We start from the raw sequence: 23,332 nt of genomic DNA, 5'->3' as shown, positions 1-23,332 counted from the left end.
CATTAAAACTGTTCAAAGAGCGTGTGTGAATCAAGCCAGCAACGCCTGTATGGCGGATAATATTGCCTGTTGCCGATTTGGATACGACCTTTACACAAAAATGCGCCCCATGGATTTTACCCGCGACGAAACCAGTGAAACCCCAGTTGCCCCGGCCAGCGCGCCGGGAGCGCCTTTGCCGTATGCCGTCGCCACCTGGCTGCAGCGGGTGGAGGCTGCCGCCCATCCGAAAGCGGTGCTGAGCATTGCCGAACCGGACCCTAAACTCAACCAGCATCGTTTGATCTACGTGCTGGCGCCCACCAGCGGTGGCCGCCACGTGGCCCTGTGCCTGTACAAGGCGCGGCTGCGGCCGAATGGCGACGTGGCGGCAGCGAGTCCCATCAGTGAAATTTTTTCCCTGTTGTCGGCGCCGCCCACCTTTTTGACGCCGGCCGACGAAGATCTCGTGCGTTTCTTCGTGGCCATGCGCAGCGGGCAGAATTCGCAGACGGGCAGCGCCACGGAGCCGAAGGGCAAGGTGGGCGCGGCCCTGCTGAAAATGCTGGCCGAGCAGGATAAACTGTTGTGGGCCAATTCCTGGGCCGATGTGGGTAATGGCCTCGTGTATCCCTTGAAGGAAGGTCCCGTGCGTCCCGCGCGCCTGTTCTGGCGCGACGAAGGCAAGACCATGCGCCTGGGCTGGCAAGTGGACCCGCCGGAAGGCGCGAAGCACCATGGCGCCGACCAGATCGATTACATGCTGCCCACCGATCCGCCGTGGTACATCGACAACCTGTCGTGCGGCGTGCTGGAATTGAACCAGGGCGGCTCCGACATTTCCCTGGCCGACTTGCAGGCGCTGGTGGCGCAGGCGCCGCCGTTGAATGCGAACGACAAGGTACGCGTGTCGCAACTGCTGCTGGCACAAGGCTTGCAGCATTTGATGCCGCTGCCGCAACCGTTGCCGCAGCGCTTGCGCAAGGATGTGCCAGCGCAACCGGTCCTGCTGCTCGACAGCGCCATGCTGGCCGATGGCAGCGCGCAGCGCTGGAGCGATTTCGCCGTGCTGTCCTACGACTACGATGGCGAGCGCGTCGCGTTCGACCCATCGCAGCGCGTGGTGCGGCAAGTGGGCGAGGTAACGGAAATTATCCAGCGCAATACGCTCGATGAAGCGCGCGCCCTGACCACCCTGGCCGAGCTGCAATTCAAGAAGCCGGGCGCCGCCCCCTTGAGCGGCTTGAAGGGCGCCTTGTTGCTGCCGTCCCAGGCGGAATGGCTGCGTTTTGGCGAGTCCGGCATCGATGCCTTGCTGGAGCAGGGCTGGATCGTGGAAAAGACGGCCAAGTACCGCTACGATGTGAGCGAGGCCGGTGACTGGTATGCGGAGATCGACGACCAGGACCCGGAGAGCGGCAACGCCTGGTTCGAGCTGGAACTGGGCATCGTCGTCAATCAGGAAAGAGTGCCGCTGCTGCCCGTGCTGGTGCAGCTGATCCGCAACGCGCCCAACGATTTCAACCCGAAAGTCATCGAGGCGCATGCCGACGATGACCAGATGCTGGCAACCTTGCCGGACGGCACGCGCGTGGCGCTGCCGTGGGGCCGCGTGCGCCCCATCCTCAACACCTTGGGGGAACTGTATTTCAGCGACAAGATCAAACATGCGGTGCGCATGTCGACTCTGGACGCGGCGCGCCTGGAAGAACTGGCGCGGGGCCTGGAACTGCGCTGGACGGGCGGCGAGCAATTGCGCGCCATGGGCCGCAAGCTGAGCCAATTCGGTTCCGTGCAAAAAGTGGCGGCGCCAGCCGGTTTGCAAGCGACCCTGCGCGATTACCAGGCCGATGGCCTGGCGTGGATGCAATTCCTGCGCGACCATGACTTGGCCGGTATTTTGGCCGATGACATGGGGCTCGGTAAAACCGTGCAGACGCTGGCGCATATCCTGGTGGAAAAGGAAGCGGGACGCCTCACGCATCCCGCCCTCGTTATCGCGCCGACCAGCCTGATGGGCAACTGGCAGGACGAGGCGGCAAAATTTGCGCCTAGCCTGAAAGTATTGCTGCTGCAAGGCAAGGACCGCGCCCAGCAATTCGACCAGATCGACCAATGCGACCTGGTGCTGACCACCTACGCCCTGTTGCCGCGCGACGAGGAAACCCTGCGCGAGCACGATTTCCACCTGGTCATCCTGGACGAATCGCATTACATCAAGAATACGCGCAGCAAGGCGGCGCAAAGCGCGGGCCTGTTGCGCGCGCGCCACCGCCTGTGCCTGTCCGGCACGCCGCTGGAAAATCATCTGGGCGAGCTGTGGTCGCAATTCCACTTCCTGCTGCCGGGCTTGTTGGGCGACGAGAAAACCTTCAATAGCCAGTTCCGTCATCCGATCGAGCGCCAGGACGACCCGCTGCGCCGCATGCTCCTGAATCGTCGCATCAAACCCTTCCTGCTGCGACGCACGAAGGACAATGTGGCCAAAGAGCTCCCGCCGAAGACGGAAATGGTGCGCAAGGTGGAATTGACGGGACCGCAGCGCGACCTGTATGAAACCGTGCGTCTTGCGATGGATCAAAAAGTACGCGAAGAAATCGACAAGAAGGGCGTGGCGCGCAGCCAGATCGTCATCCTCGAAGCGCTGCTGAAACTGCGCCAGGTCTGTTGCGACCCGCGCCTGGTGAAATCCCTGCCGGCGAAGAAGCAGTCGGCCGGCTCGGCCAAGCTGCTCGACCTGATGCAGATGGTGGAAGACTTGCTCGACGAAGGGCGCAAGATTCTCGTCTTTTCGCAATTTACCAGCATGCTGGAATTGATTGAGGAAGAGCTGGAATCGCGCGACATTCCCTACGCCTTGCTGACGGGTGAAACGAAGGACCGGGGCGCGCAAGTGGCGGCCTTCCAGCAGGGCGCCGTGCCGATCTTCCTGATCAGCCTGAAGGCGGGCGGCGTGGGCTTGAACCTGACGGCGGCCGACACGGTGATCCACTACGATCCGTGGTGGAATCCGGCAGCGGAAAACCAGGCCACCGACCGCGCCTGGCGCATCGGCCAGGACAAGCCCGTGTTCGTGTATAAACTGATCGCAAAGGGCACGCTGGAAGAAAAAATCCAGCTGCTGCAGCAAAAGAAATCGGAGCTGGCGCAATCGATCCTGGCCGAAGGCGAGTCGCAAAAGATGGCCCTCACGCAGGAAGACTTGCAGCAGATTTTTGCCCCACTGGAAGATTAAGGGCGCCGCACGCTTATACTTGGCGCATTCCATTCTCGCCAGGCAAAACGCATGCTGCCCTTTCTGCCCTTTCTTCTACTGCTGCTTGCCGGCGTCATCCTTATGGCGCTGCGTTTCGTCCAGTTGCGCCGCGCCCTGCTGCGCGCGCGAGCGGGCGAAGCGCAGTTCCGCCTGCTGGCCGAACACAGCCGTGACGCGACTTTCCTGCTCGACGCCACTACCCTCGAATTGCTCTACATCAGCCCCGCCGCGCAGCGCCTGACGGGCCATGACTTGCCCGCCTTGCGCGAGCACGCGGCGCGTCTGACGGCAGACGTGCCGGCCCGGCTGCAGCGCTGGCGCGATGGCGATGCCAGCCGTTTGACCCTGTTGCGCGAAGTGGCGCTGCCGCATGCCGAAGGGCATCCGTTGGCGCTGGAAATCAGCTCGACTATCGTGCCCGCGGCGGCGGGGCGCAGCATCACGCTGGTGGGCACGGTGCGCGACGTCAGTGCTGCCCAGGCGCAGGAAGCGGAACGCGAAAAGGAGCAAAAGCGCTTCGCCTCGATGCTGTCGCATGAATTCCGCACGCCGCTGGCCACCATCGACGGCGCCATCCAGCGCCTCGTCTCGACATCGAAAGATGCCGACGAGGCCACGCGCAAGCGCTATGTGAAAATCCAGACGGCCGTCGACCGTTTGCTGGGCATGATCGATGATTACCTGTCACCTGAACGCATGGCGGCCATCGGCCGCGAGCGGGCTGCCGACGGCGTCGCGCCGCTGGCCTTGCTGCAGCAGGCGGCCGCTACCGTACCGGACAACTACTGCGTGCAGCTGGACCTCGATGAGGACTTGCCGGCCAGGCTGCGCTGCGATGTGCCCGGCATGGCCTTATGCCTGCAAATCTTGTTAGACAACGCCGTCAAGTTCAGCCCGCCGGGCAGTGTCATCATCCTGTCGGGCAAGCTGGTGCCCGAGGGCGGCGTGGCGCTGTGCGTGCGCGATGCGGGGCCCGGCCTGCTGCAAGAAGAACTGGCGCAGCTGTTCGTGAAAGGAAGCCGTGGACGCTATGCGACGCATCCGGGTGCGGGCCTGGGCCTGTACATGGCGCGCGCCGTCGTCGAGGTGCACGGGGGGAGTTTGCAGGGGCATAATCTGCCCGAAGGCGGGGCCATTTTCCGCATTTGGCTGCCGCTTACTGTCTAGGCAAGGAAAAGCCTTGCTTCCGCTAAAGGCAACCGTGATAATTCCTTGACGTAAACCTATTGTGCCGTCCATCATGGTGCAGAAGTGAATGGCATGGTTTGCCCACGGTAGCTCACTAACGGAAGAATGGCGTAGCAATGACGAAAATATTGATCGTCGAAGACAATCTGGACTACGCGGAAGACATGGCGGAGTTTCTCGTTGAGCTCGAACACGAAGTCCATATCACCAGCTCCGCTGGCGGGATGTGGACGGCGTTGAGTCATGGCAATGTCGGCGTGGTCGTGCTGGACCTGGGCTTGCCCGATGAGGACGGCTTCAACGTCATCCCCCGCATGCGCCAGCTGTATCCGCAAATCGGCGTACTGGTGCTGACGGGGCGTGTCGCTTTCGACAGCCGTATCCTGGGCTTGCGCCTGGGCGCCGACCATTACCTGACCAAGCCGATAAAATTTCCCGAACTGGCCGCCCACATCGAGGCGCTCGACCGTCGCGTCGGGCCGCAAGATCCCGTACTGGAACCTGGTAAGTGGACCTTGAAAGTAAGCGCTCGCCAACTTGAACTGATGGGCGCCGTCATTGCCCTGACGGAAAAAGAATTCAACTTCCTGCACCTCTTGACCATCAATACCCGCCCCGTGCCGCGCGACGTCATCGTGGCTGGCATGGGTGGCGAAGATCCCGATGCGGGCCGCCGCGTCGATATGCTCGTGTACCGGCTGCGCAAGAAAGCCAAGACGGGCCTGGGCCAGGACTTGCCGCTGCGCAGCGCGTATGGCGAGGGCTACAGTCTGTCGGCCAGCTTTAATCTGTCCTGATCTCGATGCCAGCCACCCGCAAGTCTGGGGGCTGCATAAAAGGGACAGAGTCAATCGTTTTTGCCAGTATGTTCAATAAAACAGGGTCAGAGTCGCGTCTTGTACGTGCAAGTGTGTAAAATCAAGGCCTTAGCCTTCATTTTTCGATTCTGCCATGGCCCGTTTGCCCCGCCTCATCATTCCTACATTGCCCCATTACGTGATCCAGCGCGGCAGCAACCGCCAGCCCGTGTTCCTGGAGGCGGCTGACTACGCGCAATTTTTGTCCTGGCTGAAAACGGGCGCGAAAATGTTCAAGGTGGCCATCCATGCCTATGTTTTGTTGCCAGATCAATTACATTTACTGGCCACCCCAAGCGATGCAACGGGCCTGGGGCAGTTGATGCAGTGGCTGGGGCGCTATTACGTGCCGTATTTCAATCGACAATACGGCCGAGAAGGGGCTTTGTGGCAGGGACGCTACAAAACTTCCGTCATCGATCCCGACAATTTTTTTCTTACTTGCTGTCGCTACCTGGAGTGCGTCCCCGTGCAAACGGGTTTGGTGGGCCAGGCATTGGACCACGCATGGTCCAGTTATGCCCACCACGCGGGTGTGCGCCCCGATCCCGTCATCACCGACCATGCGCTGTACTGGGCGCTCGGTAATACGCCGTTCGACCGCGAGGCGGCGTACCTGCGCCTGTTCGAGCAAGGCCTGGGCAGCAGCCAGGTGAAAACCGTGGAACAGGCTGTACTCAAGGGCTGGCCGCTGGGTTCCGAGCCGTTCAAGCAGGCGTTGGAACAGAAAATGCAGCGGCAAGTGCTGCCTGCCAAGCGGGGCCGTCCCCGCAAAATCGTGTCCGAAGCGGACGCCAGTTGAAACACATTCGCATTTAAAACAAAAAATGGTTCCTTTCTAACGTTTTATTGAAATCGTTTTGACTATGTCCCTATTAAATTTTTAGAGCGACGAAATAGAATTTAATTCGACTCCGACCCTAATTTTTGTAGTTGAGTTTTTTGTTGCGTTGCACTACTCTAGTTTTTCGATAGTCATATGCAGCGGAGAAGCCCATGAAAGCGCAAGGCCTGTACGACCCAGCCAATGAACACGATGCCTGCGGCGTCGGTTTCGTCGCCCATATCAAGGGCAACAAGACCCATTCGATCGTCGAACAGGGTTTGCTGATTCTGAAAAACCTCGATCACCGGGGCGCCGTGGGCGCCGATGCGCTGATGGGCGATGGCGCCGGCATCCTGATCCAGATTCCCGACCAGTACTACCGCGAAGAAATGGCCAAGCAGGGCGTGGAATTGCCGCCGCCTGGTGAATACGGCGTGGGCATGGTCTTCCTGCCCAAGGAACACGCGTCGCGCATCGCCTGCGAACAGGAAATTGAGCGCGCCGTGCGCATCGAAGGCCAGGTCGTGCTGGGCTGGCGCAACGTGCCCATCGATACGGACATGCCGATGTCGCCCACCGTGCGCGCCAAGGAACCGGTCATCCGCCAGATTTTCATCGGCCGCGGCCCGGACATCATGGTCACCGACGCGCTCGAGCGCAAACTGTATGTGATCCGCAAATCGTCGGGCCACGCCATCCAGGCCTTGAAACTGCTGCACGGCAAGGAATTCTTCGTGCCGTCGATGTCCGCGCGTACCATCGTCTATAAAGGCTTGCTGCTGGCCGACCAGGTGGGCGTGTACTACAAAGACTTGCAGGACGCGCGCTGCATCTCGGCCCTGGCCCTGGTGCACCAGCGTTTCTCGACGAATACCTTCCCCGAATGGCCGCTGGCCCACCCGTACCGCCTGATCGCCCATAACGGCGAGATCAATACCGTTAAAGGCAACTTCAACTGGATGCGCGCGCGCGAAGGCGTGATGAAGTCGGCCGTGCTGGGCGACGATCTGCAAAAACTCTTCCCGCTGATCTATGAAGGCCAGTCTGACACGGCGTGCTTCGACAATGCGCTGGAACTGCTGCTGATGGCCGGCTATCCGATCGCCCAGGCGATGATGATGATGATTCCGGAAGCGTGGGAAAACCACACGACCATGGATGACAACCGCCGCGCTTTCTATGAATACCACGCGGCCATGATGGAACCGTGGGATGGCCCCGCCGCCATGGCGTTCACCGATGGCCGCCACATCGGTGGCACCTTGGACCGCAATGGCTTGCGTCCGGCGCGCTATATCGTCACCGACGACGACCTGGTGGTGATGGCGTCGGAATCGGGCGTGCTGCCGATTCCCGAATCGAAGATCATCCAGAAATGGCGCTTGCAGCCTGGCAAGATGTTCCTGATCGATCTGGAAGCGGGCCGCATCATCGATGACCAGGAACTTAAAAACACTTACGCCAACGCCAAGCCGTATAAAGCATGGATCAACTCGGTGCGCATCAAGCTCGACGAGATCAAGCTGGCCGAAGGACAAGCGAAACAGGACCGCGCGCAGGGCGAAAAAGCCCAGCCATCGCTGCTGGACCGCCAGCAGGCGTTCGGTTACACGCAGGAAGACTTGAAATTCCTCATGGCGCCAATGGCCGTGGCCGGCGAAGAGGCAACGGGTTCGATGGGCAATGACTCGCCGCTGGCCGTCATGTCGAACAAATTGAAGCCTTTGTACAACTACTTCAAGCAGCTGTTCGCGCAAGTGACCAACCCGCCGATCGACCCGATCCGCGAAGCGATGGTGATGTCGCTGGTGTCGTTCATCGGCCCGAAACCGAACTTGCTCGATACCAACAACGTCAACCCGCCGATGCGCCTGGAAGTGGCGCAGCCCGTGCTGGGCTTTGACGACATGGCGCGTTTGCGCAACATCAGTGCCCACACGGGCGGCAAGTTCAAGTCGTATGAACTGGATATCTGCTACCCGCTGGCCTGGGGCAAGGAAGGCGTGGAAGCGTGCCTGGCCTCGCTGTGCGCGGAAGCCGTCGATGCCGTCAAGTCGGGCCACAACATCCTGATCGTTTCGGACCGCGCCATCTGCGCCGACCAGGTGGCGATCCCTGCGCTGCTGGCCACCTCGACTGTGCACCAGCACCTGGTGAGCAAGGGCTTGCGCGCTTCCACCGGCCTCGTCGTGGAGACGGGCTCGGCCCGCGAAACGCACCACTTCGCCTTGCTTGCGGGCTATGGCGCGGAAGCCGTCCATCCCTACCTGGCCATGGAAACCCTGGCCGAGATGGCGCACGGCTTGCCCGGAGATTTGTCGGCCGACAAAGCCATTTATAACTACACCAAGGCGGTCGGCAAAGGCTTGATGAAAGTCATGTCGAAGATGGGCATTTCGACGTATATGTCGTACTGCGGCGCGCAAATCTTCGAAGCCATCGGCTTGAACAAGTCGCTGGTCGACAAATACTTCAAGGGAACGGCGTCGAACGTGGAAGGCATCGGCGTGTTTGAAGTGGCGGAAGAAGCGCTGCGCTTGCACGCGCTGGCCTTCGGCAACGATCCCGTACTGGCCGACAAGCTCGACGCGGGTGGCGAATATGCGTTCCGCGTGCGCGGCGAAGACCACATGTGGACGCCGGACGCGATAGCGAAACTGCAGCACTCCACGCGCAGCAACAATTTCTCCAGCTATAAAGAGTACGCGCAAATCATCAACGACCAGAGCCGTCGCCACCTGACCCTGCGCGGCCTGTTCGAATTCAAGCTTGACCCGACCAAGGCAATACCGCTCGACGAAGTGGAACCTGCCAAGGAAATCGTCAAGCGTTTCGCCACGGGCGCGATGTCGCTGGGCTCAATCAGCACGGAAGCGCACGCCACCTTGGCGGTCGCCATGAACCGCATCGGTGGCAAGTCGAACACGGGCGAGGGCGGCGAAGATCCGAACCGTTACACGCAGGAATTGAAGGGCATCCCGATCCGCCAGGGCGACACCATGGCTTCCATCGTGGGCGCCGAGCAGATCGTCGTCGATATTCCGCTGCAGGAAGGCGATTCCATGCGCTCGCGCATCAAGCAGGTGGCGTCGGGACGTTTCGGCGTCACGGCGGCCTACCTCAATTCGGCCGACCAGATCCAGATCAAGATGGCGCAGGGCGCGAAACCGGGCGAAGGCGGCCAGTTGCCGGGCCATAAAGTGTCCGAATACATCGCCAGCCTGCGCTTTTCCGTGCCGGGGGTGGGCCTGATTTCGCCGCCGCCGCACCACGACATCTATTCGATCGAAGATCTGGCGCAGCTGATCCATGACTTGAAGAACGCCAATCCGCGCGCCTCGATTTCCGTGAAACTGGTGTCGGAAGTGGGCATCGGCACGGTGGCCGCCGGCGTTACCAAGGCGAAAGCCGACCACGTGGTCGTCGCCGGCCATGATGGCGGCACGGGCGCCTCCCCATTGTCGTCCGTGAAACATGCGGGTACGCCGTGGGAGCTGGGTCTGGCCGAAACGCAACAAACGCTGGTCTTGAATGGCTTGCGCAGCCGCATCCGCGTGCAAGCCGATGGCCAGATGAAGACGGGCCGCGACGTGGTTATCGCCGCCCTGCTGGGTGCCGATGAGATCGGTTTCGCCACGGCGCCGCTGGTGGTCGAAGGCTGCATCATGATGCGCAAATGCCATCTGAACACCTGCCCCGTGGGCGTGGCCACGCAAGATCCGGTGCTGCGCGCCAAGTTCTCCGGCAAGCCCGAGTATGTCGTCAATTACTTCTTCTTCGTTGCCGAGGAAGCCCGTCAATTGATGGCGCAGCTGGGCATCCGCACCTACGATGAACTGATCGGCCGCGTCGACTTGCTGGACAAATCGAAGGCGATTTCGCACTGGAAGGCGCAGGGCCTGGACTTCTCGGCCATCTTCTACAAGCCGGAAACGCCGGATGGACTAGCCTGCCGCCATGTGGAATTCCAGGATCATGCGCTGGAAAAAGCACTGGACCACAAGCTGATCGCGCAAGCGCGTGCGGCGCTGGAAAAGGGCGAGCGCGTCTCCTTCATTTCGCCCGTGCGTAACTTGAACCGCACGGTGGGCACCATGTTGTCCGGCGAAGTGGCAAAAAAGTATGGCCACGCCGGCTTGCCGGACGACACCATCCACATTCAATTGCAAGGCACGGCCGGCCAGTCGGCCTGCGCCTTCCTGGCGCACGGCATCACGATCGACCTGGTGGGCGAGGGCAACGATTACGTGGGCAAGGGCTTGTCGGGCGGACGCATCATCGTGCGGCCGAATACGGAATTTCGCGGCTGGGCCGTGGACAACATCATCATCGGCAACACGGTGCTGTACGGCGCGATTGCCGGCGAAGCCTTCTTCAATGGCGTGGCCGGTGAACGCTTTGCCGTACGCAACTCGGGCGCTACCACGGTGGTCGAGGGCCTGGGCGACCATGGCTGCGAATACATGACGGGTGGCACGGTGGTGGTGTTGGGCAATACGGGACGTAACTTCGCAGCCGGCATGTCGGGCGGGATCGCCTATGTGTATGACCCGGCCGGCGATTTTGCCAGCAAGTGCAACACGGCCATGGTCAGCCTGGACAAGGTCGTGTCCGCAGCGGAACAGCATCTCGACCGCGATGCTTGGCATTCCCAGCACCGCGACGGTGTGCCGGAAGCCGACGAAGTCATCCTCAAGCGCCTGATCGAGCGTCACTTCAAGCACACGGGCAGCACGCGCGCCCGCGTCTTGCTGGACGACTGGGCCGCGGCGCGCGGCAAGTTCGTGAAAGTTTTCCCGAACGAATACAAGCGCGCGCTGATTGAGATGGCTGCCGATGCCGCCATGGAAGTACAAGCCGTCGCCGCCTGAGCCAGCTAAGCTCATTGCCAATGAATGACCAGGGAGCGGCCCAGCCGCTCCCCGCCAGCAAATATAAAAGGAAACATCGTGGGTAAAATTACCGGCTTCATGGAATTCAAGCGCCAGGACGAACACTATCTGGAGCCTGCCGCGCGCCTGAAGAACTACAAGGAATTCGTGCTGCACCTGTCCGACGCGCAAGCCACCGTGCAGGGCGCGCGCTGCATGGATTGCGGCATTCCCTTCTGCACCACGGGTTGTCCCGTGAATAACATCATTCCCGACTGGAATGATCTGGTGTACCGCGGCGCCTACCGCGAAGCGCTCGACATCTTGCATTCAACGAATAACTTTCCGGAATTTACGGGCCGCATCTGCCCGGCGCCGTGCGAATCGGCCTGTACCCTGGGCATCCACGAAGATCCGGTCGGCATCAAGTCGATCGAACATAAAATCATCGACATGGGCTGGGAACACGGCTGGGTTACGCCGCAGCCGGCCCCTTTCAGCACGGGCAAGAAAGTGGCCATCGTCGGTTCCGGCCCTGCCGGCCTGGCGGCGGCGCAGCAACTGGCGCGCGCCGGCCATGCCGTCACCGTGTTTGAAAAGAGCGACCGGGTCGGTGGTTTGTTGCGTTATGGCATCCCTGACTTCAAGATGGAAAAGTCGCACATCGATTTGCGCGTGAAACAGATGGAAGCCGAAGGCGTGGTCTTCCGCACCAGCGTACTGGTCGGCAAGGATTTCCCTGCCCACGTCAACAACTGGGCCAAGGAAACCATTTTCCCGGAAGACCTGGAAAAAGAATTTGACGCCGTCATCATGGCCGGCGGCGCCGAGCAGCCGCGCGACTTGCCCGTGCCGGGCCGCGAGTTGAAAGGCGTGCACTTCGCCATGGATTTCCTGCCGCTGCAAAACAAGGTCAACGCGGGCGACAAGCTCAAGGACCAGATCAAGGCGACGGGCAAGCACGTGGTGGTGATCGGCGGCGGCGACACGGGGTCCGACTGCGTCGGCACCTCGAACCGTCATGGCGCCGCTTCGGTGGCCCAGTTCGAACTGATGCCGCAGCCGCCGGAACAGGAAAACAAGCCGCTGGTCTGGCCATACTGGCCGACCAAGTTGCGCACCTCGTCCTCGCACGAGGAAGGCTGCGAGCGCGACTGGGCCGTGGCGACCAAGCGTTTCGAAGGCAAGGGCGGCAAGGTGGAAAAGCTGATCGCTTGCCGCGTAGAATGGAAAGACGGCAAGATGAGCGAAGTGCCGAACTCGGAATTCGAGATGAAAGCCGACCTGGTCTTCCTGGCCATGGGTTTTGTTTCACCTGTACAACAAGTGCTGGAAGCGTTTGGTGTCGATACGGATGCACGCGGCAATGTCAAGGCGACAACGGAGGGCGCAGGCTGCTACCAGACTTCGGTGGCGAAGGTGTTTGCCGCCGGCGATATGCGCCGTGGCCAGTCGCTGGTGGTCTGGGCCATCCGCGAAGGGCGCCAGTGCGCGCGCGCCGTCGACGAGTTCCTGATGGGAACCTCCCTGCTGCCACGCTAATTAACGAGCAATTGTTCGTTTTTTGACAGGGCCACGGCGCGGATTGCGACGTGGCCTTTGTTATTTTACTTATCAAGTAGACAGCCGTGAACGCCATCGGATGGGGACGCGATGCGCAGGTCAAATTTCCACTACAATATCTGACTTTCGATTCATTAGTGTTGTATTCTTCCCTTTACGGGGCTGTCCCAAGGGGTGTCTCAGCAGAGGTTGGCGTTTCTGCACTACAATACGCCATTAAAATAGTGAGTTTCGTCGTGCCAAATCTTGTTGAGATCCGTGATTTACACTTTGCCTATGGAGAACGTTCGATTTTATCGGGCCTTCAAATGGATTTCCCACGTGGAAAAGTTGTGGCCGTCATGGGTGGCTCCGGCAGTGGCAAGACGACCGTATTGCGCCTGATCGGCGGGCAGTTGCGCCCCAGTTCCGGCTCCGTGAATATCGACGGCCAGATCGTGCATACGCTCAAGACCGACGAGTTGTATCAATTGCGTCGCAAGATGGGCATGCTGTTCCAGCACGGCGCCCTGTTTACCGACTTGACGGCGTTCGAAAACGTGGCGTTTCCCCTGCGCGAACACACGGACCTGAATGAAGAGCTGATCCGCACCCTGGTGCTGATGAAGCTGAACGCCGTGGGGCTGCGCAATGCGGCGCAATTGAAGCCAGCCGAGATCTCGGGCGGCATGGGCCGCCGCGTCGCGCTGGCGCGTGCCATCGCGCTCGACCCTGAACTGATCATGTACGACGAGCCGTTCGCCGGCCTGGACCCGATTTCCATGGGCGTGACGGCCAATTTGATCCGCAATTTGAACGATGCGCTGGGTTCCACGTCTATCTTGGTATCGCACGACGTGAAGGAGTGTTTCGCCATCGCCGATTATGTCTATTTTCTGTCATCGGGCAAGATCGTGGCGCACGGCACGCCGGCCGAGATGGCCGTGTCGACGCATCCGTATGTCAAGCAGTTCGTCAATGCCGAGGCCGATGGCCCCGTGCCGTTCCACTATCCGGGCAAGTCGCTGGCCGACGACCTGGGCCTGCACGCGGGAGCGAGCCGATGATCGCGCGTTTCCTGGCGGCGATCGGTGCATGGTTGCGGCTGTCAGTACAAGAGCTCGGCTTTGCCGTACGTTCGTTCTTTATCATCATCGCCTCGTCGGGCGGCCTGTGGCGCCGTCCGGGCCTGGTAATCGAGCAACTGTTTTATCTCGGCAGCCGTTCGGTGGTGATCATCGCCGTGTCCGGCCTGTTCGTCGGCATGGTGTTGGGTTTGCAAGGCTATTACACACTGAGCACCTTTGGCGCGACGCAGTCGCTGGGGCAGTTGGTGGCGCTGTCTTTGATGCGTGAACTGGGTCCGGTCGTCACGGCGCTGCTGTTCGCCGGCCGCGCCGGTACCTCGCTGACGGCGGAAATCGGCCTGATGAAGGCGGGCGAGCAGTTGTCGGCCATGGAAATGATGGCCGTCAATCCGATCCAGCGCGTGCTGGCGCCCCGTTTCTGGGCCGGCGTGATCGCCATGCCGATCCTGGGTGGCATCTTCACGGCGGTCGGCGTTATCGGCAGCTATCTGGTGGGCGTGGTGCTGATCGGCGTCGATGAAGGCTCGTTCTGGTCGCAGATGCAGGGCGGTGTGAATGTCTGGAAAGATATCGCCAACGGTACCTACGTTAAAAGTATGGTCTTCGGCATTGCGGTGACGTTCATCGCGTTGTTCCAGGGTTACCAGGCACAGCCGACGCCGGAAGACGTCTCCGGCGCCACTACGCGCACGGTGGTGATTTCATCGTTGATGGTGTGGTGGCTCGATTTCATGATGACGGCGTTGATGTTTAGCAAGTAATTGACGATCAGCGACAAACAGCGGGCCTGGGCAAGATGTTGCGCAGGCGGCAGCAAGTAAAAATTATTTAGGATTGTTTATGCAACGTAAATCTTTGGATGTCTGGGTCGGCTTGTTCGTCTTGCTGGGTGTGGCGGCATTGATGTTTTTGGCGCTCAAGGCCGGCAATATGAGCTCGCTGTCTTTCAGCAAGACGTATACCATAAGTGCCAAGTTCGACAATATTGGCGGCCTCAAGCCGCAGGCGCCCGTCAAGGGTGCTGGCGTGGTGGTGGGGCGCGTGGCGGAGATCCGGTTTGACGACAAGACTTACCAGGCGCTGGTGAAACTCGACATCGAAGATGGTTACAAATTTCCGAAAGACAGCTCGGCCAAGATTTTGACGGCCGGTTTGCTGGGTGAGCAATATATCGGCCTGGAAGCAGGCGGCGATCTGGCTAACCTGGCAGAGGGCGACAAGATCGCCCGTACTCAATCGGCCACAGTGCTGGAAGACCTGATCAATCAGTTCATCTACAGCAAGGCAGCGGAAGGAAAGGATAGCAAATGAGCGAGTCGACCAAGAAATCCCAAGGCAGTCTGGTACGTATCAGCCTGGCCCTGGCCATCGCCGCCAGCGTGAGCGCTTGCGCCACCGGCACCAATCCGCGCGACCCGCTGGAAGGGTACAACCGCGCCATGTTCAAGTTCAACGATACCGTTGACCAGGTGGCCCTGAAACCGGTCGCCACCGCCTACAAGAAGGTCACGCCGTCATTCATGCAAACGGGCGTCGGCAACTTCTTCGGCAACTTGTCCGATGTGTGGAGCGCCGTGAACAACTTGCTGCAAGGCAAGGGTGAAGCTGGCTTGCAAGACGTCGTGCGCGTCAGCATGAACTCGACCTTCGGCCTCCTCGGGCTGATCGACATCGCCTCGCAGGCGGGCATTCCCAAGCACAGTGAAGACTTTGGCCAGACTCTGGGCTGGTATGGCGTCCAACCTGGTCCGTACGTGATGCTGCCGCTGCTGGGCCCATCGACCGTGCGCGACACGGTGGCCCTGCCGCTCGATATCACGGGCGACCCATGGCGCTACAAGGATCCTGCCTCGGTGCGCAATATCGGCACGGTGACGCGCGTGGTCGACAAGCGCGCCGCGCTGCTCGACGCGACCAACCTGATGGAAGCGGCTGCGCTGGACCGTTATGAATTCATCCGCGACGGCTTCCTGCAGGCGCGCGAAAGCAAGGTTTTCGATGGCGATACGGACCGCCGCGACCGCAAAGTGCCAAAAAACGACACCAGCGATTATGAGCCGGAGTACGAGGCAAAACCGCCACCGGCCAGCGACGCGCCTGCGGCCGCGGTCGCCGCCGTGCTGGCGCCCGAGGACCTCGTAACATCTGGTAGCAATACCGTTGCCTCCGAGGCCAGGCCGCAGGAGTAAACTCTGGTACAGAAACACCACGGCTGCGATCAACGCCAGCCGGTGCATAGCAACATCATGAAAGGTAGAACCATGAAATTGATGAAACAACTGCTGGCGATGGCGACCATCGCCTTTGCCACCGCCGCCCAGGCCGCCCCCGCTATGGAAGCGCCGGACGTATTGGTCAAACGCATCAGCCAGGACGTGATCGACACGGCCAAGAACGACAAGGCCATCCAGGCCGGCGATATCAAGCGCGTCACCGAGTTGGTGGAAAGCAAGGTCTTGCCGTACGTGGATTTCCAGCGCATGACTGCCCTGGCCGCCGGCCGCTTCTGGCGCGACGCCACGCCGGACCAGCAAAAGCAGCTGTCCGCGGAATTTCGCACCTTGCTGATCTACACGTATTCGGGCGCCCTGTCGCAGATCAAGAACGAAACTGTGGAATTCAAGCCGATGCGCGCCGATCCTGGCGATACGGAAGTGGAAGTGCGCTCGCAGGTCAACGTGGCGCGCGGCGAACCCGTGCCCCTGAACTACCGCGTGGCGAAAACCCCGTCCGGCTGGAAGATCTATGACATCAACGTGCTCGGCGCGTGGCTGGTGGAAACGTATAAAAGCAGCTTCGCCAGCGAGATCAGCAAGGGCGGCATCGATGGCCTGATCAAGACCTTGCAGGCAAAAAACAAGGCCCTGGCCAGCCGTCCCGCTGTCAAAGCCAAATAATCGGCTATCATATAGCTCCTGAATCAGCTCCAGACCAGCGCAGCCCGACGCCATGCCCGACTCTCTCGACACTTTGCAGTCCCTGACTTCCCTGACCGTGCACAATGCCACTGTGGCATTGGAGCAGGGTCTGGACGCCATTCGCTCGGGTCAGACCAAGTTCGACTTGCGCAACGTCAAGGCCGTCGATTCGGCCGCCGTTTCCGTCATGCTGACGTGGCAGCGCGCCGCGCAGGATGCCGGCGCCGTGCTGGAGCTGAAAAACCTGCCGAACAACCTGAAAAACCTCACCAAGCTATATGGCGTCTGCTCGCTCGTCTCGAGCACTTTGAGCGCCGACGACTGCGGCAGCGCCGGCGGCCACGCCGAACGCAGCCCGTCCGACCTGCATCATCATTGATCCTGTCCCACTCCCCGCATCAGCAGTAGCTTTCAAGCCGGCAGGCCAGCAGCGCCGCCGGATTGATCTCCAAGTGTTCCACGAATTTTCCAACTATAATTGACTGTTGCGCCATCCTCGTCTGAAGGCGGCACCCTGCACCGGCCTGCCGGCCTGGATGTCCCCGGCAACTGGCGCACCACACCAGACGCATTACACTTGAAACAAGCACATGACCGCAATTCAAATCACGAATGTAGAAAAGAGCTATAAATCGCTCAAGGCGTTGGGCGGCGTGTCGCTGGCCATCGAGGAAGGCGAGTTTTTCGGCCTGCTCGGCCCCAATGGCGCCGGCAAGACGACCCTCATTTCCATCATCGCCGGCCTGATACGTCCCGACGCGGGCACTGTCAAGATCCACGGTCACGATGTGGTCAAGGACTTCCGCAACGCGCGCCGCAACCTGGGCGTGGTGCCGCAGGAGCTGGTGTTTGACCCGTTTTTCACCGTGCGCGAAACCCTGCGTCTGCAGTCCGGCTATTTCGGCCTGCCGAACAACGATAAGTGGATCGACGAGGTCATGGAAAACCTCGACCTGACCGGCAAGGCCGACACGAATATGCGCGCCCTGTCCGGCGGCATGAAACGCCGCGTGCTCGTCGCCCAGGCGCTGGTGCACAAGCCGCCCGTCATCGTGCTCGATGAGCCGACCGCCGGCGTTGACGTGGAACTGCGCCAGACCCTGTGGAAGTTCATTTCGCGCCTGAACCGCGAAGGTGGTCACACGGTCGTGCTGACCACCCACTACCTGGAAGAGGCGCAAGCCATGTGCCAGCGCGTGGCCATGCTCAAGACGGGCAAGGTGGTGGCGCTCGATACCATGTCGGCCCTGATCCGCCGCATCGCCGGTTCGCAGCTGCAAGTGCACCTCAAATACGGCAGCCTGCCGGCCGACCTGCAGCACCTGGTGCTGCACCCGGAAGAACAGCAGGCGCCCAACAAGTTCAGCCTGCGCGTCAACGAATACAGCGAAGTCGAGAAAATCCTTGCCCGCCTGCGTGTAGCGGGCGTCGAGATCGACGAAATGCAATTGCAACAAGCCGACCTGGAAGATATCTTCTTGCAGATCATGGATAAAGGTACCGTATGATTTCGACAGGATTTCGCACCCTCGTCTACAAAGAGACGCTGCGCTTCTGGAAGGTGGCGACGCAAACCGTGGCCGCGCCCGTGCTCACGTCGATGCTGTACCTGCTGGTGTTCGGCCATGTGCTCGACGGCCGCGTGGAGCCGAGCCCCGGCGTCAGCTACACGGCCTTTTTGATTCCCGGCCTGGTGATGATGAGCGTGCTGCAAAACGCGTTTGCCAATTCCTCGTCCTCGCTGATCCAGTCCAAGATCACGGGCAACCTGGTGTTCGTGCTGTTGACGCCCCTGTCACACTGGGAAATCTTCTCGGCGTATGTACTCGCTTCCGTCGCGCGCGGCCTGGCCGTGGGCTTTGGCGTGTTTGCCATTACCTGCTGGTTCGCCGACCTGTCGTTCGTCGCGCCCCTGTGGATCGTCATCTTTGCCTTCCTCGGCGCCGCTATGCTGGGCACCATGGGTCTGATCGCCGGCATCTGGGCCGAAAAATTCGACCAGCTGGCGGCCTTCCAGAACTTCCTGATCATGCCGGCCACCTTTTTGTCGGGCGTGTTCTATTCGATCCACTCGCTGCCGCCGTTCTGGCAGACGGTGTCGCACCTGAACCCCTTCTTTTACATGATCGACGGCTTCCGTTACGGCTTCTTCGGCGTGTCCGATGTCAGCCCCTGGCTCAGTCTTTCCATCGTCGCTGGCTTCCTCGTGATCCTGGCGCTGGCATCGATCCGCCTGCTGCAAAGCGGCTATCGTTTGCGTCACTAGTTACGACACTAATTGCGGCACATCACATCACTACATTATTCAATATCAAGGACTTATCGTGACCACCACTCCAGAACTGATCCACGGCTACCTGTCGGCCGGCCTCGAATGCACGCACCTCGAAGTGGAGGGCGATGGTCAGCACTTCCAGGCCGTGATCGTTTCGCCCGCGTTTGCCGGCAAGCGTTTGATCGCCCGCCACCAGATCGTCTACGCGGCGCTGGGCGACCGCATGCGCGAGGAAATCCACGCGCTGTCGATGAAAACCCTGACACCTGAAGAATTCCAAGGATAAGCACATGGACAAGCTCCTCATCAACGGCGGCAACCGCCTGAACGGCGACATCGCCATCTCCGGCGCGAAAAACGCTGCCTTGCCCATCCTGTGCGCCGGCCTGTTGACCGCGGGCGACCTGGACCTGACCAACGTGCCGCACCTGCACGACGTGGCCACCATGTTGAAACTGCTGGGCCAGACGGGCCTGAAAGTGCAGCAGGACGGCGACCGCGTGGTCTTGAACGGCAGCGCCATCGATACCCTGGAAGCGCCGTATGAACTGGTGAAAACCATGCGCGCCTCGATCCTGGTGCTGGGCCCGATGCTGGCGCGCTTCGGCGAAGCCAAGGTCTCGCTGCCGGGTGGCTGCGCCATCGGTTCGCGTCCCGTCGACCAGCACATCAAGGGCCTGGAAGCGCTGGGCGCCGAGATCCGCATTGAAGCGGGCTACATCTACGCCAAGTGCGCCAAGCTGAAAGGCGCGCGCATCGTCACCGACATGATCACCGTCACCGGCACCGAGAACCTGCTGATGGCAGCGACCCTGGCCGAAGGCGAGACCATCCTGGAAAACGCCGCCTGCGAACCGGAAGTAACCGACCTGGCGCACCTGCTGGTAGCCATGGGCGCGAAGATCGATGGCATCGGCACCAGCCGCCTGGTGATTCAGGGCGTCGACGCCTTGCATGGCGCCTCGCACGCGGTGATCGCCGACCGCATCGAAACGGGCACCTTCCTGTGCGCCGTGGCAGCCACCGGCGGCGACATCACCCTGCGCAATGTGCGCACCGACATTCTCGACGCGGCGCTCGACAAGCTGCGCGCCATGGGCCTGACGATGACTTTTGGTGCCGACTGGATCCGCGCCGAGATGTCGGCCCGTCCGAACCCCGTCAGCTTCCGCACCACGGAATACCCGGGCTTCCCGACCGACATGCAGGCGCAGTTCATGGCCGTCAATACCATCGCCAATGGCGCCAGCCGCGTCACTGAGACGATCTTCGAGAACCGTTTCATGCACGTGCAGGAAATGAACCGCCTGGGCGCCGACATCACCATCGAGGGCAATACGGCCATCATCGCCGGCGTCAAGCAGCTGCGTGGCGCGCCCGTAATGGCGACCGACCTGCGCGCCTCGGCCTCGCTGGTGATCGCCGCCCTGGCGGCCGACGGCGAAACCTTGATCGACCGCATCTATCACCTCGACCGTGGCTACGACCGCATGGAAGTCAAATTGTCGGCAGTCGGCGCGAATATCGTGCGCATCAAGTAAAAACAAGAAAAGGAATCAGCATGAACGGATCGAATAACGGTGACAGCTCCCAGCTGATCCTGGCGCTCTCAAAAGGCCGCATTTTTGAGGACACCATGCCGCTGCTGGAAGCGGCCGGCATCAAGGTGCTGGAAAACCCGGAGACCTCGCGCAAGCTGATTTTGGCCACCAACGATCCGAACGTGCGCGTCATCATCGTGCGCGCCAGCGATGTGCCGACCTACGTGCAGTACGGCGCGGCCGATTTCGGCGTGGCGGGCAAGGATGTTTTGCTCGAACACGGCGGCGAAGGCCTGTACCAGCCGATCGACCTGAATATCGCCGCCTGCCGCATGTCGGTGGCGGTGCAGGCCGGTTTTGACTACGAAAGGGCCGTGCAGCAGGGTGCGCGCCTGCGCGTGGCCACCAAATTCGTGCACACGGCGCGCGAGCATTTCGCCGCCAAGGGCGTGCACGTCGACCTGATCAAGCTGTATGGCTCGATGGAGCTGGCGCCTCTGGTCGGCCTGTCCGACGCCATCGTCGACCTGGTCAGCACGGGCAGCACTTTGCGCGCGAACAACCTCGTCGAGGTCGAGCACATCATGGAAATCTCGTCGCGCCTGGTGGTCAACCAGGCTGCGCTCAAGCTCAAGCGCGAGCGCTTGCAGCCGATTATCGAGGCCTTTGAACGTGCCTCGCAAACTGCTTCGCAAGCCTAGACACTCTCAGTAGCAGAAAGCCGATTATGCCGATACAGATACGCAAGCTCGATTCAAGCCAGGATGGTTTCCAACAATCGCTCGATACGCTGCTGGCGTTCGAGGCGGACACCGATGCGGCGATTGAAACGTCGGTGGCGAAAATCCTGGCCGACGTGAAAACGCGCGGCGACGCCGCCGTACTCGAATACACCAACCGTTTCGACCGCATCCCGCATGGCGGCGCGGCGGAAATGGCGGCCTTCGATATTTCGCAAGCCGAATTGCAGGCGGCCCTGAACGGCTTGCCATCGGCCCAGCGCGAGGCGCTGCAGATCGCCGCGCAGCGCATCCGCGCCTTCCACGAACGCCAGCGCGAAGAATTGCGCGGTTTTAGCTACACCGAACCCGATGGCACGGTACTGGGGCAGAAGATCACGCCGCTGGACCGGGTCGGCATCTACGTCCCGGGTGGCAAGGCAGCCTATCCGTCTTCCGTGCTGATGAACGCCCTTCCCGCACACGTGGCGGGCGTGGGCGAAATCATCATGGTGGTGCCGACGCCCGATGGCGTGAAAAACCAGATGGTGCTGGCCGCCGCCGCGATTGCCGGCGTGACGCGCGTGATCACCATCGGCGGTGCGCAAGCGGTCGGCGCGCTGGCTTACGGCACGCAGACGATTGCCGCCGTCGACAAAATCGTCGGCCCCGGCAACGCCTATGTGGCTGCCGCCAAGCGCCGCGTGTTCGGCATCGTCGGCATCGACATGATCGCGGGACCATCCGAAATCCTGGTCCTGTGCGACGGCACGACGGACCCGGACTGGGTGGCGATGGACCTGTTTTCGCAGGCCGAGCACGACGAACTGGCGCAGGCGATCCTGCTGTGCCCCGACGCCGGCTACATCGCGCAAGTCGAAGCGAGCATCGCCAAGCTGCTGCCGACGATGCCGCGCCAGGCCACCATCAGCACGTCGCTGCAGGACAGGGGCGCGCTGATCAAGGTGCGCAGCATGCAAGAAGCGTGTGAAATCGCCAATGCCATCGCGGCCGAACACCTGGAAATCTCGGCGGAAAACCCGCAGCACTGGGCCGAACAGATACGCCACGCGGGCGCCATGTTCCTGGGCCGCTTTTCGTCCGAATCGCTGGGCGACTATTGCTGTGGTCCCAATCACGTGCTGCCGACCTCGCGCACGGCGCGCTTTTCGTCGCCGCTGGGCGTATACGACTTCCAGAAGCGCTCGTCCATCATTCACGTCAGCGAAGCGGGCGCGCAAACCTTGGGCCGCGTCGCCGCCACCCTGGCGTATGGCGAAGGCTTGCAAGCCCACGCGCGCAGCGCCGAACTGCGTTTGAAGCCGCAGCCATGACAAATATGGCGGAGCGGCCGGACTGGGTCAACCGGGTCTATTGCGAGGATGCGCTGGCGGGGCTGGCGCGCATTCCCGATGGCTCCGTGGACCTGATTCTGACCGATCCGCCGTACAACCTGGGCAAGGATTACGGCAATGCCTCGGACCAGCAGTCCGTGGCCGACTACCTGCGCTGGACGGAAGCGTGGATCGATGCGGCGCTGCCCAAGCTGAAAGCCAACGGCAGCCTGTATATTTTTCTCACCTGGCGCTATTCGCCGGAGATCTTCGTCATGCTGAAGCAGCGCATGGCGATGATGAATGAAATCATCTGGGACCGCCGCGTGCCGTCCATGGGCGGCAGCGTGCGCAGCTTTTCATCGGTGCACGACACCATCGGCTTCTTCGTCAAGCGCAAGGATTACTACTTCGACCTTGATGCGGTGCGCATCGCCTACGACGCGGCCACCAAGAAAGCCCGTTCGCGCTCGATCTTCATCGGCGCGAAATGGCTGGAAGTGGGCTACAACCCGAAAGACTTGTGGAGCGTGTCGCGCCTGCACAAGGAACACCCGGAACGGGCCGACCACCCGACGCAAAAGCCATTAGAAATCATCGAGCGCATGCTCAAGGCTTCGTGTCCGCCCGGCGGCGTGGTGCTCGACCTGTTCATGGGCAGCGGCACCACGGCGCTGGCGGCCAAGCGCTGCGGACGCGATTTCGTCGGTTTCGAACTGAACCCCGATTATTGCGCCATCATCGAACAGCGCCTGGCGGCACTGGCGCAGGAACTGGCCGCACCGGCCGCTCCCGCGGCGAAGGCCGCCAAGGTGGCCGTGAAGAAACCGGCGGCAGCCAAGAAGCCGGCAACCGCGAAAAAGCCGCCCGCCGTGAAAAAAGCGCCGGCCCGCAAGGCGCGCAGCGTCGCCGTGCCGGAAGACGTCGTCATTTAGTCT

The 23,332-nt window shown here is 61.2% G+C and carries 19 protein-coding genes; all 19 read left to right on the top strand.

What is annotated here, in order from left to right; genetic code table 11:
• The first annotated feature begins 109 nt into the window (after positions 1-109).
• The 19 genes from ACP7DE_RS21420 to ACP7DE_RS21330 all read left to right on the top strand — a co-directional run bounded on the left by ACP7DE_RS21420 (position 110) and on the right by ACP7DE_RS21330 (position 23,329).
• Positions 110-3,214 (top strand): DEAD/DEAH box helicase, encoded by a 3,105-nt coding sequence (locus tag ACP7DE_RS21420; RefSeq protein ID WP_426073975.1) that lies wholly within the window; start codon positions 110-112, stop codon positions 3,212-3,214.
• Between the two features lie 51 nt (positions 3,215-3,265).
• Positions 3,266-4,402 (top strand): ATP-binding protein, encoded by a 1,137-nt coding sequence (locus ACP7DE_RS21415; RefSeq protein ID WP_426073974.1) that lies wholly within the window; start codon positions 3,266-3,268, stop codon positions 4,400-4,402.
• 137 nt (positions 4,403-4,539) lie between these two features.
• Entirely contained in the window at positions 4,540-5,220 is a 681-nt protein-coding gene (locus ACP7DE_RS21410; protein ID WP_426073973.1) for a response regulator transcription factor, read from the top strand.
• A 154-nt stretch (positions 5,221-5,374) separates the two neighbouring features.
• Positions 5,375-6,082 carry a transposase gene (locus tag ACP7DE_RS21405; protein WP_426073972.1) on the top strand — a complete coding sequence of 236 codons (708 nt, stop codon included), beginning with the start codon at positions 5,375-5,377 and terminating at the stop codon, positions 6,080-6,082.
• Positions 6,083-6,276: 194 nt separating this feature from the next.
• The gene (locus tag ACP7DE_RS21400; RefSeq protein ID WP_426073971.1) at positions 6,277-10,977 is read left to right on the top strand and encodes a glutamate synthase-related protein; all 4,701 of its coding nucleotides are present in this window, start codon (positions 6,277-6,279) and stop codon (positions 10,975-10,977) included.
• A gap of 78 nt (positions 10,978-11,055) precedes the next feature.
• Positions 11,056-12,519, top strand: coding sequence for a glutamate synthase subunit beta (locus ACP7DE_RS21395; RefSeq protein ID WP_426073970.1), 1,464 nt, complete (start codon positions 11,056-11,058; stop codon positions 12,517-12,519).
• A 257-nt stretch (positions 12,520-12,776) separates the two neighbouring features.
• Complete coding sequence (locus ACP7DE_RS21390; RefSeq protein WP_426073969.1) at positions 12,777-13,586, top strand: ABC transporter ATP-binding protein; 810 nt, start codon at positions 12,777-12,779, stop codon at positions 13,584-13,586.
• Positions 13,583-14,368, top strand: a complete 786-nt coding sequence (gene mlaE / locus ACP7DE_RS21385; protein ID WP_426073968.1) for a lipid asymmetry maintenance ABC transporter permease subunit MlaE — start codon at positions 13,583-13,585, stop codon at positions 14,366-14,368. Before ACP7DE_RS21390 ends, mlaE begins: the two co-directional genes overlap by 4 nt.
• A 79-nt stretch (positions 14,369-14,447) precedes the next feature.
• On the top strand, positions 14,448-14,918 hold the full coding sequence (gene mlaD, locus ACP7DE_RS21380; protein WP_070346035.1) for an outer membrane lipid asymmetry maintenance protein MlaD: 471 nt from the start codon (positions 14,448-14,450) through the stop codon (positions 14,916-14,918).
• Positions 14,915-15,796 (top strand): MlaA family lipoprotein, encoded by an 882-nt coding sequence (locus tag ACP7DE_RS21375; RefSeq protein WP_426073967.1) that lies wholly within the window; start codon positions 14,915-14,917, stop codon positions 15,794-15,796. Before mlaD ends, ACP7DE_RS21375 begins: the two co-directional genes overlap by 4 nt.
• 72 nt (positions 15,797-15,868) lie before the next feature.
• A complete protein-coding gene (locus ACP7DE_RS21370; protein ID WP_426073966.1) occupies positions 15,869-16,504 on the top strand; it encodes an MlaC/ttg2D family ABC transporter substrate-binding protein in 636 nt (211 codons plus the stop codon).
• A gap of 52 nt (positions 16,505-16,556) precedes the next feature.
• On the top strand, positions 16,557-16,904 hold the full coding sequence (locus ACP7DE_RS21365) for an STAS domain-containing protein (RefSeq protein WP_426073965.1): 348 nt from the start codon (positions 16,557-16,559) through the stop codon (positions 16,902-16,904).
• A gap of 211 nt (positions 16,905-17,115) precedes the next feature.
• Positions 17,116-18,033 carry an ABC transporter ATP-binding protein gene (locus ACP7DE_RS21360; RefSeq protein WP_426073964.1) on the top strand — a complete coding sequence of 306 codons (918 nt, stop codon included), beginning with the start codon at positions 17,116-17,118 and terminating at the stop codon, positions 18,031-18,033.
• Positions 18,030-18,791, top strand: a complete 762-nt coding sequence (locus ACP7DE_RS21355; protein WP_426073963.1) for an ABC transporter permease — start codon at positions 18,030-18,032, stop codon at positions 18,789-18,791. The genes ACP7DE_RS21360 and ACP7DE_RS21355 overlap by 4 nt, the downstream gene beginning before the upstream one ends.
• A gap of 58 nt (positions 18,792-18,849) precedes the next feature.
• A complete protein-coding gene (locus tag ACP7DE_RS21350) occupies positions 18,850-19,086 on the top strand; it encodes a BolA family protein (protein ID WP_010402134.1) in 237 nt (78 codons plus the stop codon).
• Between the two features lie 4 nt (positions 19,087-19,090).
• Entirely contained in the window at positions 19,091-20,341 is a 1,251-nt protein-coding gene (murA, locus tag ACP7DE_RS21345; RefSeq protein ID WP_070257789.1) for a UDP-N-acetylglucosamine 1-carboxyvinyltransferase, read from the top strand.
• A gap of 20 nt (positions 20,342-20,361) precedes the next feature.
• Positions 20,362-21,042: an ATP phosphoribosyltransferase gene (hisG, locus tag ACP7DE_RS21340; protein WP_426073962.1), complete on the top strand. Its 681-nt coding sequence runs from the start codon at positions 20,362-20,364 to the stop codon at positions 21,040-21,042.
• A gap of 26 nt (positions 21,043-21,068) precedes the next feature.
• Positions 21,069-22,394: a histidinol dehydrogenase gene (hisD, locus tag ACP7DE_RS21335; RefSeq protein WP_426073961.1), complete on the top strand. Its 1,326-nt coding sequence runs from the start codon at positions 21,069-21,071 to the stop codon at positions 22,392-22,394.
• Entirely contained in the window at positions 22,391-23,329 is a 939-nt protein-coding gene (locus ACP7DE_RS21330; RefSeq protein WP_426073960.1) for a DNA-methyltransferase, read from the top strand. The genes hisD and ACP7DE_RS21330 overlap by 4 nt, the downstream gene beginning before the upstream one ends.
• The last annotated feature ends 3 nt before the right edge of the window (positions 23,330-23,332 follow it).

The sequence above is a fragment of the Janthinobacterium sp. DSP2-3-3 genome, from assembly GCF_049897325.1.
Classification (GTDB): Bacteria; Pseudomonadota; Gammaproteobacteria; order Burkholderiales; family Burkholderiaceae_D; genus Janthinobacterium.
This window is presented reverse-complemented; position numbering and strand designations above follow the sequence as displayed.

Bases quoted from the DNA above. Each gene is read 5' to 3' on its own strand.
- ACP7DE_RS21410 (WP_426073973.1), top strand. From the start codon at position 4,540: ATGACGAAAATATTGATCGTCGAAGACAATCTGGACTACGCGGAAGAC.
- ACP7DE_RS21420 (WP_426073975.1), top strand. From the start codon at position 110: ATGGATTTTACCCGCGACGAAACCAGTGAAACCCCAGTTGCCCCGGCC.
- ACP7DE_RS21330 (WP_426073960.1), top strand. From the start codon at position 22,391: ATGACAAATATGGCGGAGCGGCCGGACTGGGTCAACCGGGTCTATTGC.
- ACP7DE_RS21375 (WP_426073967.1), top strand. From the start codon at position 14,915: ATGAGCGAGTCGACCAAGAAATCCCAAGGCAGTCTGGTACGTATCAGC.
- hisG (WP_426073962.1), top strand. From the start codon at position 20,362: ATGAACGGATCGAATAACGGTGACAGCTCCCAGCTGATCCTGGCGCTC.
- mlaD (WP_070346035.1), top strand. From the start codon at position 14,448: ATGCAACGTAAATCTTTGGATGTCTGGGTCGGCTTGTTCGTCTTGCTG.
- ACP7DE_RS21415 (WP_426073974.1), top strand. From the start codon at position 3,266: ATGCTGCCCTTTCTGCCCTTTCTTCTACTGCTGCTTGCCGGCGTCATC.
- ACP7DE_RS21365 (WP_426073965.1), top strand. From the start codon at position 16,557: ATGCCCGACTCTCTCGACACTTTGCAGTCCCTGACTTCCCTGACCGTG.
- ACP7DE_RS21405 (WP_426073972.1), top strand. From the start codon at position 5,375: ATGGCCCGTTTGCCCCGCCTCATCATTCCTACATTGCCCCATTACGTG.
- hisD (WP_426073961.1), top strand. From the start codon at position 21,069: ATGCCGATACAGATACGCAAGCTCGATTCAAGCCAGGATGGTTTCCAA.
- murA (WP_070257789.1), top strand. From the start codon at position 19,091: ATGGACAAGCTCCTCATCAACGGCGGCAACCGCCTGAACGGCGACATC.
- ACP7DE_RS21370 (WP_426073966.1), top strand. From the start codon at position 15,869: ATGAAATTGATGAAACAACTGCTGGCGATGGCGACCATCGCCTTTGCC.
- ACP7DE_RS21355 (WP_426073963.1), top strand. From the start codon at position 18,030: ATGATTTCGACAGGATTTCGCACCCTCGTCTACAAAGAGACGCTGCGC.
- ACP7DE_RS21360 (WP_426073964.1), top strand. From the start codon at position 17,116: ATGACCGCAATTCAAATCACGAATGTAGAAAAGAGCTATAAATCGCTC.
- mlaE (WP_426073968.1), top strand. From the start codon at position 13,583: ATGATCGCGCGTTTCCTGGCGGCGATCGGTGCATGGTTGCGGCTGTCA.
- ACP7DE_RS21400 (WP_426073971.1), top strand. From the start codon at position 6,277: ATGAAAGCGCAAGGCCTGTACGACCCAGCCAATGAACACGATGCCTGC.